Here is an 18533-nt window from a genome sequence, read left to right on the forward strand (position 1 = left end):
TCTTCTGTCTAGATTATTCAAAATTATAACGGTTTCTTTCTGCTTAACTTTTTGTTTTTTCGCAACTGCACAAGAGGCTGAAAATTCAAAAAAATGGTGGAAAGAAACCGTTTTCTATCAAATCTATATGCCAAGCTATGCAGATAGCAATGGCGATGGTTATGGCGATTTTAAAGGCATCACAAGTAAATTGGATTATTTGCAGGATTTAGGAATCAAGGGAATTTGGCTGACACCTTTCCTGAAATCGCCAAAAGTAGACAACGGTTATGATGTTGCCGATTATTACGAAATTGACCCCACTTATGGGAACAAAGCTGATTTCGATATTTTCCTAAAAGAAGCCCATAAACGAGACATCAAAGTGATAATGGATATGGTTTTAAATCATACTTCCACCGATTGCAAATGGTTTCAGGAAGCCAAGAAATCAAAAGACAATCCGTACCGCGATTATTATATCTGGAAAGACAAACCTAATAATTGGGAGTCATTTTTTGGTGGAACAGCTTGGGAATTCGATGAAACTACCAACCAATATTTCTATCATAAATTTGATAAAAAAATGGCCGACCTCAATTGGTCCAACCCAAAAGTCGTTGATGAGGCTCAAAAAGTGCTTCGATTTTGGTTGGATGCTGGAGTGGATGGTTTCAGACTAGACGTCATCAATTTCCTTACGACAGATGGAATTACAAAAGATAATCCTATGAAAGATGAGAATCAAATACATTTGTATGACATCGATCAATCTGGAGTGAAGGAAGCGATGAAAACAATCAAATCGACAGTTAATGCTTATGAAAATCGTTTTATCGTAGGCGAAATTGGAAGCGACAAGATTGAGGTCTTAAAACAATATCAGTCGGAAGAATTATTGGATGTGGTTTTTAATTTCAATTTCGGAAGCATTCCAATATTTTCATCCGAAAGGATTTTCAATGAGTTGCAAAGCATGGAAAAAAACATGAGCAATTATCCAACTTTATTCTTCGGAAGCCACGACATGCCTCGAATGATTGATAGATTGGCCGATGGAAATCCTGAAAAGGCGACGGCATTGGCAACTCTAATTTTCACGGCAAAAGGAGTTCCGTTTGTTTATTATGGAGAAGAAATTGGAATGCAAAACATTCTTGCCGAAAGTCTTGAAGAAATGATGGACATTCAAGGAAAAACGCACTATCAATTGGCATTATCAAAGGGAAAAACACCCGAACAAGCTTTGTTGGAGGGAAATAAAAACAACCGCGACAAATCCCGAAGTCCGATGCAATGGAATGACAATAATTTTGCAGGATTTTCAATAGAAAAATCGTGGATAAAAGTTGGTCAAGATTATAAGATAAACAATGTAGAAGATTTGAAAAAGGACAAAAAATCCATCTTTTACAACTACAAAGAATTGATTGCATTACGAAATAAGGAAAAAGTGTTGCAGTATGGAAAATACGACAGGTTGGGACACAAAGACAATCAAATCCTTTATACTCGAAGTTTTGAAGGCGAAAGCATCACAGTGATCGTTAACTTTGGAGATTCAGTTAAAATAAAGCTTCCAAAAAAAGCTAAAATTCTTTTAGGAAACAAAGAACTCAAGACCAACAGCTTTATCATTTATAAGAAGTAGATTTTCTAAAAAGAAAAAAACTAATTATTATTTCTACGGTTTGAACATAAATATTTTAAAAAAAGAAGACACAAATTCCACTAATTGTCACGAACGAATTTGTGAAAATCAGTGAAATTTGTGTCTATTTTTATCTAAACTGAAAATGAATTTATAGTTTTAGACAGATATTAAAGTTCGTATCCGAAATTCTGTGAAAATGCTTTCGTGACGTCCATAGTTTCTTGCGGAATTGGGAATATCCTTCTGTAAGGTTGCGAAACCGGTTTTGCAGAAAAAGGCAATTCATATTTTCCAAAGCGAATCATTTGAGGACGTCGGTACATTTCCCAATACATCTCGAAACCTAATTCTTTGTATAATGTTTCGGCATCCAAAGAAACAATTGGTGTTCCCGGAACATTGTTGAACAATGCTTCTCTAGTTCTGCTGGTTCTCAAGGCATTTACATCTGCAAGAGCAAGGCCAATATCGCCTTTACGGAAATAGGCTTCGGCTCTCATCGTGTAAATTCCACCTAACCTGAACAACGGAATATCTACATTGCTTGAACCATTTCCTTCTTCAGGATCAAATTCATATTTGAAAACACGGGCTCCTCTGTTGATTTGATTTTGAGCAAAAACAGCAACAGTTGGATTGTCAAAGTTTAATTCTGGGGTGAAATCCATTGGCGTTGTCGTGCTTTTTTCCATCACCAAAGGGAAAACCTTGATCCTGTTGTCTTCGGTCATTTCAAAAGCTCCTGAAGATGTTAGCTTTGGGCCGTATTGTGGACCAGCCATAATTCCGTAGTTGAAGTGAAACCAAGGCAATCCGGCACTTCCCGGAACAATATCAGTTGCAGGAACGCTTGTTGTGGTTGCATTGTTCATGAACCAGGTTCCATCGCTGTATTGAACATAACGGTGAAATCTTGGATCGTCGTGATTTCCATTCCAGCTTGCATAAAATTCTGGCGAAATACAAGAAGCATTCGTTCCTCTGTTGGCTGATGAAACTCTCTGGTTACGTTCCATCGAAACATAGGCAAAATCATTATCGCCGTTTCGGATGTAATCGATTTTTTGAACCACAGCAAAAATCATTTCAGAACTTGATGCATTATCAAGAGAAAAGTTTTTGAAATAATTGCTTTCCAAGTTGAATTTCCCAGAGTTGATTAAAAGGGAAGTGTAATAAATAACCCTGTCCATATCAGAACCAGAACCACTAACGGCAGCTTCATTAAAATTGAAGCTTGAAGTTGGATTATAGCGGTCCTTGAAAACAGCTCTGTTCAAATACATGTTGCTCAACAAACCATAGGCGGCTTCTTTTGTAAAACGCCCCACATGTGTAGATTGCTGTCCTAGTTCTGCAAGTTCTGGCAACAAGGCTTCTACATCTAAAATCAAATTGTCAATGGCTGTATCGGCTTGAAGTATTTCCAATGGAGCATTTAAATTCAAAGGATCGCGATAGGGAGCCTGACCATACAAGTCCAAAGTGGTAAAAGTATAGAAAGCCAAAAGTCCTTTGGCTTCAGCCAAATAAAGATTTTTTTGTGGAATATCGCTTTCATCTATAGATTTAATTGCTGTTAAGGATTTAGTGATTCCATTCGTTAGCAAGTTCCAGTTATCGGTTACAATTGCATTGTTCGAAGTCCAAGAAAACTCATGCATCGAACGCCATTTTCCTCCATCTCCCCAGTCGCTTCCTCTTGTTGGCAACAAAGCCACATCGCTTGTATATTCCTGCAAGGCAAAAACAGCTCCGTGATCTACAAACGTTCTGTCGCCCAATCGGTCATAGGCGGCAGCCAAAGCGGCGGCGGGATTTGCACCAGCTTCTCCAAGTTCTTCATCCAGAATCACTTCATCCAAATCAGTACAGCTGATGGATAGAAGGGCTAGAAATGCAACAGTTGCATTTTTAGTATTGAATAATTGTGTTAGTTTCATAATAAAGAAATTTATTTTATTTTTTATTTTTAAAATGTCTTCTTGCTGAATTTTATTGGCTTGAAGCCAAATTCTTCCAGGTGATTTTCAGGTATTATAATTTTAAAGTTGCACCAAAAAGAAATGTTTTTGATGTTGGATAACTTGAATAATCAATTCCTATTGATTGATTTCCACCGCTCGATTTCGGACTGTTGATCAAAGGATCAAAACCAGAATAATCGGTTATTGTTAGAAGGTTCTGTCCCGTTACAAACAGCGTCAATCCTTTCATCCATTTAAAATTATCGGTATTGAAATTGTAACCCAAACGAACACTGTTCAATCTAATGAAATCAGATTTTTCTAAAAACAATGTTGAGAGTTGAGGTGCATTTGCAGGATTGGCTCCCGAGTTGTAATAATCCGAAGCAACATTTCTGTCCGAAGCAAGGTTGTTGATGTTTAAGGCGTTTAGCCCAGTATTATTAACCAAATAACCTCCAGTTTGTCCTATGATTGAGAACGAGAAATCAAAGTTTTTATAGTTCATCTGGCTGTTGATGCCGTAAGTGAATTTTGGCAAAGCTCCTTCTATGATTTTACGGTCGCTGCTGCTGATAACACCATCTCCGTTGTTGTCCTTGAAGATGTTTCCACCTTCTTCATCAAACCCGATGTGTTCCAGTAGATAGAACGATCCTGCGGCATATCCACTTTTGTAGATGTTGGCCAAAACGCCTGATTGGCCTGGTCCAGAAATGGTTCCCGATAAAATTTCGGATACAGGAAGGTTTTTGATTTCATTGTCTAAAGTTGCTCCATTCACATCAACCGTCCAAGAAAAATCCTGTGTGTTGATGATTTTTGATCCCAACATGAACTCAAAACCTTTGTTTACGATTTCGCCATCAATGTTTAACCAAATCGTAGGGGTTGGACTCAAAACTTGAGATGGAATTTGCAAAATAGCATCTGTCGTTGTTTTGTTGAAATAATCTAAAGTTCCAAAAAGTTTATCGTTCCATAAACTGAAATCCAAACCAATGTTGTATTGTGTTACAACTTCCCATTTTAAATCAGGATTTGGCGTTCTGTTTACCGTAATTCCGTTCACCAATTCCAAATCATCGTTAAGATAATAGCCATCTGCACCAGATAGTGAGTAACTCGCTTTTGTAAGCTTGTTGTCAACTTCTTGGTTACCCGTTTGACCCCAGCTCGTTCTTAGTTTCAAACTCTGAATGGCTTTGGATTCCTTTAGAAAACCTTCATTGGCAATATTCCATCCCACTGCAAATGATGGGAAATAACCGTATTTGTTGTTTTCTCCAAAACGTGTTGATCCATCGGCTCTCATCGAAGCGGTTAGAAGGTATTTTTCATCGAAAGTATAATTTACCCTTCCAAAATAGGATTGCAATTCATTTTCTTGAGCATAACCAAACACTCCCGACTGACGTCCTGAAATACCTGGATTGTGTTCTGGCGAAACCCCAACTTCTTCTTGATCTGGATTTCCATCAATGCTAAAGTTGGTTCCCGATCTTTCAAATTTTTGATAAGAGAAACCCCCAAGCACTTCCAATTTGTGCCTTTCGGCGAATAAATTATACGTCAGGTAATGTTCTATAAGTGAATTTTTAGATTCCATATTGTTCTGAACATATTTCCCCGAAGGATTTAAATCGGTAAGGTTTCGGAAAATAGTCGTATTCCTTTCGGCCATCGATCGGTCATAGCCAAAGTTTAATTTGTATTCCAATCCGTCCACAATCCTGAACGATGTTTCCAAGTTCCCTAAAACCCTGATGGTTCTAGTTTCATCGTCATAAATACTCAACAAATAAGCCGGATTGTAATGGGCATTCATGTTGAAATTGGTGTATTCTCCGTTTTCATCAAAAACCGATCGCGTTGGATTTGCCATCAAAGTATGGATGATCAACTGTCCGTTTGAACCTCCATCATCACTAGTAGGAACTCCTTTATCGATGGTTTCACTTGCCGTAAGATTCACTTTCACTTTCAAGCGTTTGTTGTCCAGGAACGATTCAGCGGCATTGATTCTACCTGAAGTACGCGAAAAATTACTTTCGTTCACGATACCTTCTTGTTCCATATTGGCCAAGGAAACATAATAGTTACCCGAATCCGTTTGCTTGGCAAAAGCCATCGAATTGTTTTTGGTAACCGCCGTTCTAAAGATCACATCTTGCCAATCGGTATTTCCACCATGGTCAAAAGCAGGATCGATGATGGCGTTCCTGTATTCGCTTGCCGAAAGAACGTCTAGTTTTTTAGTAACAGTTGAAAATCCCAAATAGCTGTCAACTGTAAAAGTAGCGTCACCTTTTGAACCTTTTTTAGTGGTGATGATTACAACACCATTCGAACCTCTGGCTCCATAAATAGCTGAAGCAGATGCATCTTTCAAAACCGTAATCGATTCGATATCGCTTGTGTTAAGGAAATTCAACGGGTTTTTTGCAGCCGTAGCACCAAAACCAACATTCGTTCCTCCAGGACTTACACCATCATTCGATAACGGAACACCATCTACAACAAACAAAGGCGTACTTCCGCTTCGGATCGATCCTACTCCACGAATCGTTACATTCACTCCAGCTCCAGGTTCTCCGCTTGTACTCACTACTCGAACACCGGCAACTTTTCCTTGAAGCAAGTTATCGGCAGAAACATTTACACCTTGTCTGAAATTCGCTTCACTGATTTGGGAAACTGCTCCTGTAACATCCGATTTGGATTGTTTTCCATATCCAACCACCATGACTTCGTTCAATTCTGAAGCATCAGATTCTAATTTGATGTTCAAATTATTGCCTTCAACAATGATTGTTTTGGTTTTATATCCCATATATGTAATTTCCAAAGTTTTCCCTTGGGCTACCGTAATTTCAAATTCCCCATCGAAGTTTGTGATTACGGCATTTGAAGTTCCAGCTTCAACTACCGAAGCACCTGGAAGCGGCACTCCATTTTCGTCAACAACCTTACCTTTTACGGTTTGTTGAATAATTACGTTTTTTACATTTTCCGTTTTTTTGATCAACACCAATTTATTGCTGATGCTGTAGCTGAAATGGGCTTTCTGCGACAAATCTTGCAAAACCTGCTCCAATTGATTGTTTTTGTAATTGATGGAGTAACTGGTTTGGTCCTTAATTACAGCTTCGCCATAACTGAATTTGTAATTGGTTTGTTTGCTTAATTCTGAAAAAATGCTCACTAAAGTTGCTTTTTCTGAAATAATTTTTACTTTTGGAGAATCATTGGCAATTTCTTTAGAAAAAGCCGTGTTGATGGACATTAATGTTGCAACTAAAAACAATGCATTTTTTAGTTTGAACGATGTAAATTTTAAATTCATAATTTAAGTTATTGATTTATACGATGCTTAATTTTCGGCCGTAGTTGTTCGTAGCAACTGCGGCTTTTTTAATTCACGGTTACGGTATCCTCATATAGTTTGAATTTTAAGTTGGTGATGTAATTTATTTGGTTTAAAATGCTTTCCAAGGAAGCTTTTCGTTCGATAAAAAGTGTAAGTCGGGTGTCCAGAACACTTTTGTTTTTCACCTTCATATTGATGCCGTATTTGTATTCCAAAAGTTTGAATACTTCTTTCAGGGAAACATTATTCAACTCGGTATTTTCTTTATAAAAGCTTGAAATTGATGTGGTTTCTGATTTTTCCTTGAATAAATTTCCAGCTATAAGTGATACTTCTTCATTTGGCAACAAATCGATGCTTTGGTTTTTGGAAGAAACATTTACTTTTCCGGTTACAACCATCACGTTGCATTTTGCTTTCGATAATTGGATATGGAAAGAAGTTCCCAATACTTTTGTTTTTACCGCTCCAGATGTAATGATGAAAGGATGTTCGGGATCTTTGGTTACTTCAAAAAAGGCATTTCCTTTCAGGAGTTTTACAGCTCTTTCTTCCTTGTCGAAGGTTTCAGGATATTCAAAAACCGAATTGGCGGCCAGATAAATTATTGAGCCATCTTCAAGTTGGATGGAATCTGATAATTGAGCTGTTTTGAATGTGACCATTTCGGGAGAACCATCGCTTAAAAAGTAGCCCAGACCAAATAATAAGGCGATACTTGCTGCAACAGCATATCTAAAATAAAGTGGCAACACTTTTTTCTTGTTGATGTGCTTTTGGATAGAAGTGTATATTTTCTCCGAAGCCTGATTTTTTTCTCCCATTGCTTCAACCCATTCCGATTTCTCGTAGGCTGATTGCATAAAATCATTCAGCAGTTGCTCTTCGGAATTAGAGGTTTTCTTTTGCTCGCTTTTTTCAAGGAGACTTTCCAGATTGTGTTTCAATTTTTTTACCATCCATACTTATTGTTCAACTATAAGTACCAAGATTCCAAAATCGTACTATCCGGAATTATTATGAGATTGTTAACCGAAAGTTATTATAAAAATATACTCAAAAACAAGAGTAAAACCAGCATCCAGTTTAGGTTTTTGAGTCCGATCCGTAACTGCTTCAAACCCATGGAGATTTGGTTTTTTACAGTTTGTTTTGAGATCGAAAGTTCTAACGCAATTTCATCAATGTTCATTTCCTGAATTTTGTGCATCAGGATTATTTCTCTTCTTTTTTCAGGAAGTGAATTCAAAAGGAGGTGAAGCTTGTCGGATATTTCAGTGTCAAAACTTGAAAAATTGTCAATCAGATAATGCTCAAAATGATCTTCTAAAATAGTTTTGTCAAATTTCTCGTCCCGATAATTTTTGAAGATTTGATTTTTTACGGCTCTAAAAAGATAATTTTCTACCGATGAAATGTCAATTTTTTTTCGTCGTTCCCAAAGGTCGATAAACACGTCCTGCACTACGTTTTGTGCAAGATGTTGGTCTTGGGTTATTTTAAATGAAAAGGCATTTAGTTTTTCCCAATATGCAGCATATATCTTTTCAAAATTCTCTGTAGTATCCATTTCAAAAATCGGGGTAGGGTAAGGTGCGAAATAATGAAATGTATCCTGATTGTGTTTTTCCTGAAAGTTATTTTTTAATTAATTTATGATATCAAATGAATCAAAAAATTAATAGAAAGTATTCTATTTATTCGTTTTGTGCTAACCTGTACTTAACCTTTGGAATCTAATTTTGCATTTGTGAGATTTCTAGATTTCACGTTCTGAAAGTTCCCTAAATCCCTTATCAAAAAGTATATTTTATATGAAATCAAATTTAAAGATGGCTTTTTTGCTGTCAGCTTCATTATTTTTTCAGGCGAAAGCCCAAGATAATCTACGTCTCAACCAGCTTCAAGTGATTGGTTCCCACAACAGTTATAAAATGGCGATTGAACCTCAATTGTTTGATTTCTTGCAAAGCAAAGACCCATCAAACGGAATGAAAAGCCTTCAGTATGAACATATCTCGATTACCGATCAATTGAATCTTGGGCTTCGAAATCTCGAAATTGATGTGTATGCCGATACAAAAGGCGGACAATATGCCCATCCGAAAGGCTTGGATTTGGTTCAATCGAATATTCCTTATGATCCGGAAGGAAAGATGAAACAGCCAGGTTTTAAAGTATTTCATGTTTTGGATATTGATTTTAGAAGTTCGACTTTGACGTTTCAGGATTGCCTGAAGGAAATAAAAAACTGGTCGGATGCTCATCCGGGCCACACGCCAATTTTTATTACATTGGAACCTAAAGACGGCGAAACCAACCGATTTGGAACTACCCCAGAACCGTTTACACCAGCCTTATTTGATGCCGTGGATGAAGAAATCAAGAAAGGTTTGGGTGCTGATAAGTTGATTACACCTGACATGGTAAGAGGAAAATACAAAACGCTGGAAGAAGCCGTTTTGAAAAATAATTGGCCAACTTTGGAAAAAGCCAAAGGAAGAGTTTTGTTTGTCTTGGATGACAGTAAGAAAAAGAAAGAAATGTACATGCAAGATCATCCTTCGTTGAAAGATAGGATTGTTTTTGTAAATGCCGAACCGGGAACGCCTGAAGCAGCCGTGCTGTTTAGAAACGATCCTGAAGATGCAACGATTTCAGATTTAGTAAAGAAAGGTTATATCATCCGAACAAGAGCCGACAATAGTACGGAACAAGCCCGAAACAATGATTACAGGCATTTTGAATTGGCACAAAAATCAGGAGCTCAAATCATTTCAACCGATTATTATCAGCCAAGTGCTCTTTTTGAATCGACTTATAAGGTGCAATTTGAAGATGGGAAATATGAAAAAATAAATCCGGTTAACGGAAAGAAGAAATAAGAATGTTGTTATTCTTTTAGTTGACCTAACAGGTTTTCAAAACCTGTTAGGTCTTTGTTTTGAAATTGAATTATTTTTTCAAGTTCTCAATTACACCCGTTTTTAAATCGATACTGAAATAATCAGCCGGAACGCCATTTAAAAACTTATGGAGGATGGTCAAAAACAAACCGAGATATACTCGATTTTGGTCATCATTAGTTGTGTTGTTATTGATAAAAGCTTGATAAAGCTCTTGGTATTTCTGGATTCTTTCTTTTCCAATGTCTGGAAGGGCAACTTCATCGGCACTTCGGATTCTATAAAAATCTAAAATAATATCAAATCCCGACCAACTTTTAAACTCGTTGAGGTTTAGATTTTGGTTCTTGATTTTCTGCTTTGCTTTTTTGAATTCATCCTGGAAATCTTTTTTATTTTTTAGAATGGTCTCAAATGAAGCATTGGTTTCGATAGTACTCAATAGTAGCAAATCTTCTCCTGAAACATTCAGCATGAAATTTTTAAACGATTCTGGCCAATCTTCAGGTAAAAATCGAAGTCTAACCAATTCCTTCAGATGCCAATCGGTAAAGGCGTGGTAATTTTTTGTTTTCAGAATTTCAGAATCCCAAATGTTTTCAGGATTTTGTTGCTTCAAAAAGGCATATTCCATTTTATAAAGTTCAAAAAGTTCGTCAAATTGAGGCACTTCGTTGATGGTAATGGTTTCGACAGTTACTTTTTCTGGAGATTGAATCGTCAGCAATTTATAAGCCGGAATGTAAGCGGCCAACGAAGGCGTTTGAATGTTGACCAAGAAGTTTCCGTTAGGTGTTGTTCGTAATCCGGTATCATTAATGTGCATATGGCCTCCAAAATGAATCTTCAATCCTGCATCGGCAAAAGTTTGGGCCACTTCTTCTTCGGGAACACGGTTCAGTTGCCATTTTCCGTTGCCCATCAACGCTTTGATTTCTGCGGAAGCATCATCGTTAAACTCCACCATCGGATAATGGCTGAAGGCAATTAGGGTCCTGTTTTTGGCTTTCGCTTCAAGCGTAATTTTTTTGATCCAATCTATAAGGTGTTTTTTATGAGAAAATACATTGTTGTAACCAATGTCGGCTCCTTTGTAATTCTTAGAGTTTTGAGGGTTTTCGTCGTTCTTTTCTTTCGGAATATAGACATTTCCGTCTATTGCCAAAAGCCATAAACCTTCTGTAGGTTCTACCAAATAACTTGCATCAGGAATGATAAATCCGGGAGCGACTTCATAATTTCTGTTCTCCAATTTGGCCTCCTGTGTTGCTTTTTGATAATTATAATTTTCAGGTAAATAAGTTGCAAAAGGAGAACTCCAGAACAAGTAGTTTTCTTTCGGAAAAAAACCAAAATCTTTCAGATGATTTGTAATTTCAAGATAGCCCATTTTGGCAATATCTTTTGTTATAACCACAGGAAGTTCTTTTTCAGGATTGGCTTTGTATAAATTTACTTTACTATAAATAGGTTGAGGTTTTCCGCCTTCTCCCAAGAAATCATTTTTCCCAGCCTCTTGGGCAAATGGACCCACAGGATCGTGGTTTCCTGTAGTTATAAAAAAAGAGATGTTGTGTTTTTCGGTGTATTGATTCAATATTTTCTGCAAACCCCGAATGTGTATCGGTTGACCGTCGTCACTGTAATCGCCAGGCAATGCCACATATTTGATGCCTCTATTTGTAATGTCATCCAAAGCTGTTAGAAAGGCGAAGTAGTTTTCATTGAAGATTCTGGTGGAATGCAATTGGGATTCCATCGTTCGAGCAAGCGTGAATTTTCCATTTTTCGGATTTAGAATTCCCTTGTAATCGTTGTCTTCAAAATTGCCGTACAAATCTTGCAGATGAACATCTGCCAGAAAGGCAATTTGAACATTTTTTATTGGATTTTGATTTTTTTGAGAAAACGAAAAAGAGGTAAATAACAATAGTAATATTTGGGAAAATCGGCTCATTTTATTTTTTCACAAAAATGAGGAACCCAATTTAAGTTAAGGTTAAATAAAAGTGATGGTTGAAAGTAGGAAGCGATTAAAATAAAAAATCCTAAACTACAAAATATGTAATTTAGGATTTCTGTGACCACGGTGGGATTTGAACCCACACGCCCTTTCGAGCACCACCCCCTCAAGATGGCAAGTCTACCGTTTCTCCACGTGGCCTAAAATAAGTAGAGACGTTGCACTGCAACGCCTCTACATTTGTGACCCGACTGGGGCTCGAACCCAGGACCCCATCATTAAAAGTGATGTGCTCTACCGACTGAGCTATCGAGTCAATGCTTTCAAGAAAATTTTGTAAATGACTGGTCATTTTGTGACCCGACTGGGGCTCGAACCCAGGACCCCATCATTAAAAGTGATGTGCTCTACCGACTGAGCTATCGAGTCATTTTCTTTTCTTGAACGCGGGTGCAAATATAAGGCGTTATTATTTATTTTTCAAAGCAATTTTCCTTTAAATTTGTCTTTTTTTAATAATTACTCTTAATGCCTTAATTCATAAGGTTTTATTCTGATGCGAAAAATAATAATATTGGGTTATATGGGTTCGGGCAAGACCACAATTGCAAAATTATTGTCTGAAAAAATAAATTTAAAGGTCTTGGATTTGGATAAAATCATCGAGGAACGTTTGAATTTATCGGTGAAAACAATTTTTGAAACCAAGGGAGAAATTTATTTCCGTAAAATAGAACATCAAATTTTTTCAGAATTGATGAAGAATGACGAAAGTATGATTTTGAGCCTTGGAGGCGGAACACCATGTTATGCAGAAAATCATTTGCTGTTGAATGGGGAAGGAGTAACATCCATCTATCTTAAAGCATCGATTGAAACTCTTTTTGAGCGTTTATCAGATGCAAAATCTGAAAGACCGCTTCTTTCGGAAATGGAGGAAGAGAAAATGAAAGAGTTTATAGCAAAACACCTTTTTGACAGGATTTTTTATTACAATCAAGCAACCATCAAATTATCAGTTGACGGAAAAGATACTGCAACAATCGTGAAAGAATTGGAAGATTTATTAGCTTAAAAAAGCCACATTTTTCCCATCTTCAAAAACAACCTGAACATGTTCCAGCAAAGATGTTGAAAGCGAAATCCCTTTGAAATCCGCTTTCACTGGGTATTTTTTGTGATTTCTATCTACCAGAACGGCTGTCTTAAATTTAGTTAAGGGAACATCTAAAAAATGACGGACGCCATAAACCAAAGTTGTTCCGGAATTCAATACATCATCAACCAAAACCAGACCTTTGTTTTGATAGTCTTCCTTTTTTAGAGAAGTGGCGATGGGCAAAGTTGGATTTTGCTTGTCGATAAAAACTTCGCAAAGCGATACTTTCAGGGTCGAAATCTTTTCTAAGGCTGATGCTATTTTTTTTGCAAAAACGAAACCATTTTGGGCTATTCCGGCAATTACGATTACTTCTTCGTCTACGAAAGTTTCATAAATCTGATAGGCGATTCGGGTAATTTTGTGTTCGATTTCCTGATTGTTCAGTATGATGTTTTGGCTCATGATTAGGGTTTTTGAAAATGCTGTAAATTTAATTCTTTAATTGTTTTAATCCTCATCCTCTTCTAAAAAATCGGTGCTGTAATCTTCAAGATCACGACGGTCTTTTTTAGTAGGTCTTCCTTCGCCTGTTTTTCGATAATGTTCCTTTGATAATTTCAATAATTCTAAATGAGCAAAAACTTCTGGCGGTGTTTCATCTTTTCGATAGATATCAACCAATTTGGCTCCAACACGATTTGGCGGAATGTCCAAAACCGTGATGATTTGGGTAATCTGATCTTTTCTAAACGTAATTTTATCAGTTGGAAAAACTTCTTTTGACGGCTTGGCAACTTGTCCGTTTACCGTGACGTGATTCTTCTTGCAAGCCTCTGTAACCATGTTTCGGGTCTTGTAATATCTAACACACCATAAATATTTATCGATTCTCATATCTTTTCTAAAAACGTAGTTAATTATTTGTTCAAAAATAAATCAATATTGTATCTTGCGGGACTAAAATTCCAACTAATAATGAACAAATTTAGGCTTTATTTTACTTTGCTTTTAACCAGCGTCATTTTATTTTCTTGTAATAAAAATGATGATGATGCTTCAGTGGCACCACCAAGAGATTTTGCAGAACAATATGCAACTGATATTGATTTGATTGAAAAGTATTTGAAAACACATTCTCTTGTTAAGGTAGAAGTAAATGGATTGATAGATGTTGTGATTGATTCAATTCCGGAAGAAAACCCTCAAGGGCTTATTTCTATCTGGGACAATACGGAGTTTCCGTTGCAATCCAAAATCATTAAGAATGATTCGAGAGCATCAAACTTAGTGGATGGTGTATCACTTGATCCAGTAGAGTATAAGATGTATTATGTGATGTTGAGTGAAGGTGTTGGGGAACAAGCCACTACCGTAGATTCAACTTTTGTGACCTATAGAGGTTGGAGACTTGACAACACTCAATTTGAGGTAGCAAATATACCTGCTTGGTTCACTTATCCCGCAATTACAGCTAATGAAGTACAATCTGTTCCGGGGTTTAGGCAATTTATATCTTTATTGAAAAAAGGAGATGATCCGGTTATTGGTCCTGACGGTTCGATAATTTATAGTAATTACGGTTCAGGAGTGGTTTTTATTCCTTCCGGATTGGGGTATTTCAATAGAAGCACAGGGTCACTTCCAGCCTACTCACCTATTGTTTTCACTTTGAGATTGCATGCAATTAGAGAAAGGGATCATGACCGAGATGGTATCCTGACTAAATATGAAAGATTGAATAGCGAAGATCCTTACACTGTTGATACAGATGGCGATGGTATTCCAGATTTTTTAGATGTTGATGATGATGGAGATGGATTCCTAACCCGAGTAGAGATTAAAAATGCAGCTGGTGTTAGGTTGCCTTATGATGAAGTTCCTACTTGTCCGGGCGGTAGTCTAAAATTATATTTAGATCCCAGCTGTCATAAAATAGTTGAACAATAAAACTATTTAAGCATAAAATACAAAAAAACGTCCTGAATTTTCAGGACGTTTTTGTTTTATAAAAGGAGGGGGAGAAGATTATTTTCTCTTCATCACTCTTTCAACAGCTTCAACAATCGCTTGATTGTTCAGCTTGTATTTTTCCATTAGTTGTTCTGGTGTTCCAGATTCGCCAAAGCTATCATTAACTGCTACAAACTCTTGTGGAGCTGGGCTGTTTGCCGATAAAACCCTTGCAACGCTTTCTCCTAGGCCACCAAGAATATTGTGCTCTTCGGCAGTAACGATACATTTTGTTTTAGCCAATGAATTCAAAATAGCTTCTTCATCCAGTGGTTTAATAGTGTGGATGTTGATTACCTCTGCAGAAATACCCTTTTCTTCCAAAGCTTCAGCAGCGATTAGAGCTTCCCAAACCAAATGTCCTGTTGCAACAATTGTTACATCTGAACCTTCATTTAATAAAATGGCTTTACCGATTACGAAAGGTTCATCAGCAGGCATGAAATTAGGCACAACCGGACGACCAAATCGTAAGTAAGCTGGACCGTGATGATCAGCTAAAGCAAGAGTTGCGGCTTTGGTTTGATTGTAATCGCAAGTATTGATTACCGTCATTCCTGGCAGCATTTTCATCAAACCGATGTCTTCAAGGATTTGGTGTGTAGCTCCATCTTCTCCTAAAGTAAGACCTGCGTGAGAAGCACAAATTTTTACGTTTTTATCAGAATAAGCAACTGATTGGCGGATTTGATCGTAAACTCTTCCTGTAGAAAAGTTGGCGAAAGTTCCTGTAAATGGAATTTTCCCACCAATTGTCAAACCAGCTGCAATACCAATCATATTGGCTTCTGCAATCCCGATTTGGAAAAAACGCTCTGGATGGTTTTTCTTGAATTCATCAAATTTTAATGACCCAATTAAATCTGCACAAAGTGCCACAACATTTTCGTTTTTCTGACCTAATTCTGTCATTCCCGCTCCAAAACCTGAGCGAGTGTCTTTACTTCCTGTATTTATATATTTTTTCATGTTGAATTTAAAAATTGAAAGATTTAAGAATTAAAAGATTATGAAATTTATTCCTAACTTATAATTCGAAATTCATGATTAATAGTCGCTTTCGCCTTCACAATAGTTTTGAGATAAGGCATTGGCCAATTGCTCATCGTTTGGAGCTTTTCCGTGCCAAGCGTGGCTGTACATCATATAATCTACACCGTTACCCATTTCTGTATGCAGCAAAACACAAACAGGTTTTCCTTTTCCTGTTCTTGATTTAGCATCGGTCATACCAGCAATAATAGCTTCGATGTTATTTCCTTCTGTAATATCTATCACATCCCAATCAAAAGCTTCAAATTTAGCTCGGATGCTTCCCATGTTCAAAACTTCGTCAGTTGTACCGTCGATTTGCTTTCCGTTAAGGTCGATTGTGGCAATAAGGTTGTCCACTTTTTTTGCAGAAGCATACATGATTGCTTCCCAGTTTTGTCCTTCTTGCAACTCTCCATCACCGTGAAGTGTATAAACCAAATGGTTGCATTTGTTCAATTTCTTTGCTTGAGCGGCACCAATTGCTACAGACATGCCTTGTCCTAGCGATCCTGATGCGATTCTCACTCCAGGCAAACCTTCGTGGGTTGTTGGGTGTCCTTGAAGGCGAGAATTTAGCAAACGGAAAGTCGCCAATTCCGAAACTGGAAAATAACCGCTTCTTGCCAAAACGCTGTAGAAAACAGGCGAGATATGTCCGTTTGAAAGAAAAAATAAATCTTCGCCGATACCGTCCATATCAAAACCTTCTTTTCGATCCATCAGATTTTGATAAAGTGCTACAAGAAATTCCGTACAACCCAAAGAACCTCCCGGATGACCTGAATTTACTGCGTGAACCATTCTAAGAATGTCTCTTCTTACTTGAATGCTTAAATTGTTTAGTTGTTGTGTGTTAGGCTTCATTTTATGAATTAAAGTTTAAACTGTCGCAAAGATAATCAGATATTTCGGTTTTTAGTCATTGGATTTTTTAGATTTTCAAGAAGTTGTTAAGGGTTTTGTTAGCAAAAAATAAAATCCTCAAATTGAATTTAATTTGAGGATTTTATTAATTGGTTTCTACTAAAAGGATGAATTTCTCTTTGATAAGGATTTATAATTTCAAGATTTCGTCCGTAGTGTTGCAACGAATATTAAATTCAGAAGCAAGTTCTTTAATTCGAGCAACATCCTTTTTTAAAACTAATAACAACTGAATTGAATCGCCAAAACTATCACCAAATTCAATCAGTTCTAAATCAGGATAGCTTTCGTCAATTTCTTTCGAAACCCATTCTAAATATTCTTGTGTATTGAGTTTTAGTTCATAAGGATATTCAGGAAAATCGCCTTCAAATTCATCCACAATCAATTCGTGGATTTCGTCAATCTTATCGCCAACAATTATAAAATCATAAATTTCATTGGTGATGGCAAATTGCAAAGCATCTTCTGGAGCAAATTCCTCCAACCATTCTGCATCATTTTCTTTTAGATATTCTGTCGGATTTTCTTTAGCTAAAGCTAGATTTGCAATGATTTCTTCTTCGTTTTCTAATTCGAAATCTGCCAGAAGTAATTTTATAAGTTCTTTTATTTTTTCCATTTTTTTATTTTTTATCTTAAAATCGAAACACCAATTTAATGTCTGTTATCGCAATAGATTCCGATGTGGGTTGGTTTTTTGCCTAAAACTGTAATTTCGGGGCAACTAAACGAATGATATTCGAATCCAAAAATTACAGTTTCTTTGTTGTTAAAGAGTTTTCCCGTCCATTGATTTGGAGTGTTTCCTTCTTCTTTATTTATGAAATTTAATGGAGCAAGCGAATCACTTTCGTTTTCGCAGAATAATTCATCATAAATAATTTCGTTTGTTTTTGTGTTTACAACCAATAATCTTCTAGCAAAAGTTGATTTATTGCGTATAAGATTTTGAATAAAATATTCTAAATCTTCAAATTTAGAAAGGTAAGAATCTCCGATTGTATATTCTTGCTCAAGATATCCAAATTCATCCTTTATTTTCTTTGAAGGAAACTCTTTTGAGTTGATTTTCTTCCAAACAATGGCTGTTAGTTGCTTTCCAGCAAATGGATTTTTTTTCCCAACGGCTACCAAAATCTCATAAGAATTATCACCAAATACTTTTGTCAGTTTTTTATCGATTTCGAAACCAATCATATAGTCATATTGGGAAAAAGGTGTTTCATCGCCACTTTTATAAGGACTGATATTTGCAACGACATTTAAGTTTTTTACTGTGAATGACAGAAGTTCATTTTGTACATAATCATAAAGAAAAACTTTGTCGGTTTCGGCAATTTTTGTCTTGGTTAAAAAGCGTTTTCTATATTTTGAGTTCAATGTGAAATGTTCTTCGCTACTTTCTTCAGGAATCGCCAGTGAATCAATGTGGTCACTCAAGGGATAAATGTCAGAGAGTGATATGAAAAGCGTCTTGTTATTAGAGTCTGATATGTTGAACAACATAATTTCTTGGGCATAAATTGTTGAACTGGCTAACACCAGATAGAAAATGGCAAGCGTAAATGTTTTCATAGGTTTTGGATTTGAATTTCTCTCAAATATAAAAAATCCCCAATT

15 protein-coding genes and 3 tRNA genes are annotated in these 18533 nt (G+C 36.6%); 4 read left to right on the forward strand and 14 right to left on the reverse strand.

Annotated features, from left to right (window positions below; genetic code table 11):
- Positions 1 to 127 precede the first annotated feature (127 nt).
- Positions 128 to 1630, forward strand: a complete 1503-nt coding sequence (locus tag J2X31_RS11400) for an alpha-glucosidase (protein WP_310026848.1) — start codon at positions 128 to 130, stop codon at positions 1628 to 1630.
- A gap of 170 nt (positions 1631 to 1800) precedes the next feature.
- On the opposite strand, the gene J2X31_RS11405 is transcribed toward J2X31_RS11400, so the two are convergent.
- The 4 genes from J2X31_RS11405 to J2X31_RS11420 all read right to left on the reverse strand — a co-directional run bounded on the left by J2X31_RS11405 (position 1801) and on the right by J2X31_RS11420 (position 8540).
- A complete protein-coding gene (locus J2X31_RS11405; protein WP_310026849.1) occupies positions 1801 to 3576 on the reverse strand; it encodes a RagB/SusD family nutrient uptake outer membrane protein in 1776 nt (591 codons plus the stop codon).
- A gap of 94 nt (positions 3577 to 3670) precedes the next feature.
- Positions 3671 to 6946: a SusC/RagA family TonB-linked outer membrane protein gene (locus J2X31_RS11410; RefSeq protein ID WP_310026850.1), complete on the reverse strand. Its 3276-nt coding sequence runs from the start codon at positions 6944 to 6946 to the stop codon at positions 3671 to 3673.
- Positions 6947 to 7014: 68 nt separating this feature from the next.
- A complete protein-coding gene (locus J2X31_RS11415) occupies positions 7015 to 7929 on the reverse strand; it encodes a FecR family protein (protein ID WP_310026851.1) in 915 nt (304 codons plus the stop codon).
- A gap of 83 nt (positions 7930 to 8012) precedes the next feature.
- Complete coding sequence (locus J2X31_RS11420; protein WP_310026852.1) at positions 8013 to 8540, reverse strand: RNA polymerase sigma factor; 528 nt, start codon at positions 8538 to 8540, stop codon at positions 8013 to 8015.
- A 244-nt stretch (positions 8541 to 8784) separates the two neighbouring features.
- Here J2X31_RS11420 and J2X31_RS11425 point away from each other — a divergent pair, with 244 nt between their 5' ends.
- Positions 8785 to 9855 carry a phosphatidylinositol-specific phospholipase C1-like protein gene (locus J2X31_RS11425; protein WP_310026854.1) on the forward strand — a complete coding sequence of 357 codons (1071 nt, stop codon included), beginning with the start codon at positions 8785 to 8787 and terminating at the stop codon, positions 9853 to 9855.
- Between the two features lie 70 nt (positions 9856 to 9925).
- Here J2X31_RS11425 and J2X31_RS11430 read toward each other — a convergent pair whose 3' ends face one another.
- The 4 genes from J2X31_RS11430 to J2X31_RS11445 all read right to left on the reverse strand — a co-directional run bounded on the left by J2X31_RS11430 (position 9926) and on the right by J2X31_RS11445 (position 12268).
- Positions 9926 to 11833 (reverse strand): metallophosphoesterase, encoded by a 1908-nt coding sequence (locus J2X31_RS11430; RefSeq protein WP_310026855.1) that lies wholly within the window; start codon positions 11831 to 11833, stop codon positions 9926 to 9928.
- Positions 11834 to 11957: 124 nt separating this feature from the next.
- A tRNA-Leu gene (locus tag J2X31_RS11435) sits at positions 11958 to 12040 on the reverse strand.
- A 42-nt stretch (positions 12041 to 12082) separates the two neighbouring features.
- Positions 12083 to 12155, reverse strand: a tRNA-Lys gene (locus J2X31_RS11440).
- 40 nt (positions 12156 to 12195) lie between these two features.
- Positions 12196 to 12268 (reverse strand) — tRNA-Lys (locus J2X31_RS11445).
- Between the two features lie 127 nt (positions 12269 to 12395).
- Between J2X31_RS11445 and J2X31_RS11450 the strand changes: the two genes are divergently transcribed.
- Complete coding sequence (locus J2X31_RS11450; protein ID WP_310026856.1) at positions 12396 to 12914, forward strand: shikimate kinase; 519 nt, start codon at positions 12396 to 12398, stop codon at positions 12912 to 12914.
- Here J2X31_RS11450 and J2X31_RS11455 read toward each other — a convergent pair.
- Positions 12906 to 13403, reverse strand: coding sequence for a phosphoribosyltransferase domain-containing protein (locus tag J2X31_RS11455; protein ID WP_310026857.1), 498 nt, complete (start codon positions 13401 to 13403; stop codon positions 12906 to 12908). The genes J2X31_RS11450 and J2X31_RS11455 overlap by 9 nt on opposite strands.
- 45 nt (positions 13404 to 13448) lie before the next feature.
- On the reverse strand, positions 13449 to 13835 hold the full coding sequence (locus J2X31_RS11460) for an RNA-binding S4 domain-containing protein (RefSeq protein WP_310026858.1): 387 nt from the start codon (positions 13833 to 13835) through the stop codon (positions 13449 to 13451).
- Between the two features lie 81 nt (positions 13836 to 13916).
- On the opposite strand from J2X31_RS11460, the gene J2X31_RS11465 reads away from it, so the two are divergent.
- Positions 13917 to 14888, forward strand: coding sequence for an FKBP-type peptidyl-prolyl cis-trans isomerase (locus tag J2X31_RS11465; protein WP_310026860.1), 972 nt, complete (start codon positions 13917 to 13919; stop codon positions 14886 to 14888).
- A 78-nt stretch (positions 14889 to 14966) separates the two neighbouring features.
- On the opposite strand, the gene J2X31_RS11470 is transcribed toward J2X31_RS11465, so the two are convergent.
- From J2X31_RS11470 to J2X31_RS11485, 4 genes are all read right to left on the reverse strand, one after another.
- Complete coding sequence (locus J2X31_RS11470; protein ID WP_310026861.1) at positions 14967 to 15920, reverse strand: transketolase family protein; 954 nt, start codon at positions 15918 to 15920, stop codon at positions 14967 to 14969.
- A gap of 78 nt (positions 15921 to 15998) precedes the next feature.
- On the reverse strand, positions 15999 to 16850 hold the full coding sequence (locus J2X31_RS11475) for a transketolase (RefSeq protein WP_310026863.1): 852 nt from the start codon (positions 16848 to 16850) through the stop codon (positions 15999 to 16001).
- A 190-nt stretch (positions 16851 to 17040) separates the two neighbouring features.
- The gene (locus tag J2X31_RS11480; protein WP_310026866.1) at positions 17041 to 17532 is read right to left on the reverse strand and encodes a hypothetical protein; all 492 of its coding nucleotides are present in this window, start codon (positions 17530 to 17532) and stop codon (positions 17041 to 17043) included.
- Between the two features lie 35 nt (positions 17533 to 17567).
- Entirely contained in the window at positions 17568 to 18488 is a 921-nt protein-coding gene (locus tag J2X31_RS11485) for an oxidoreductase (RefSeq protein WP_310026867.1), read from the reverse strand.
- Between the last annotated feature and the right edge of the window lie 45 nt (positions 18489 to 18533).

The sequence above is a fragment of the Flavobacterium arsenatis genome (assembly GCF_031456785.1).
Lineage (GTDB): Bacteria > Bacteroidota > Bacteroidia > Flavobacteriales > Flavobacteriaceae > Flavobacterium > Flavobacterium arsenatis.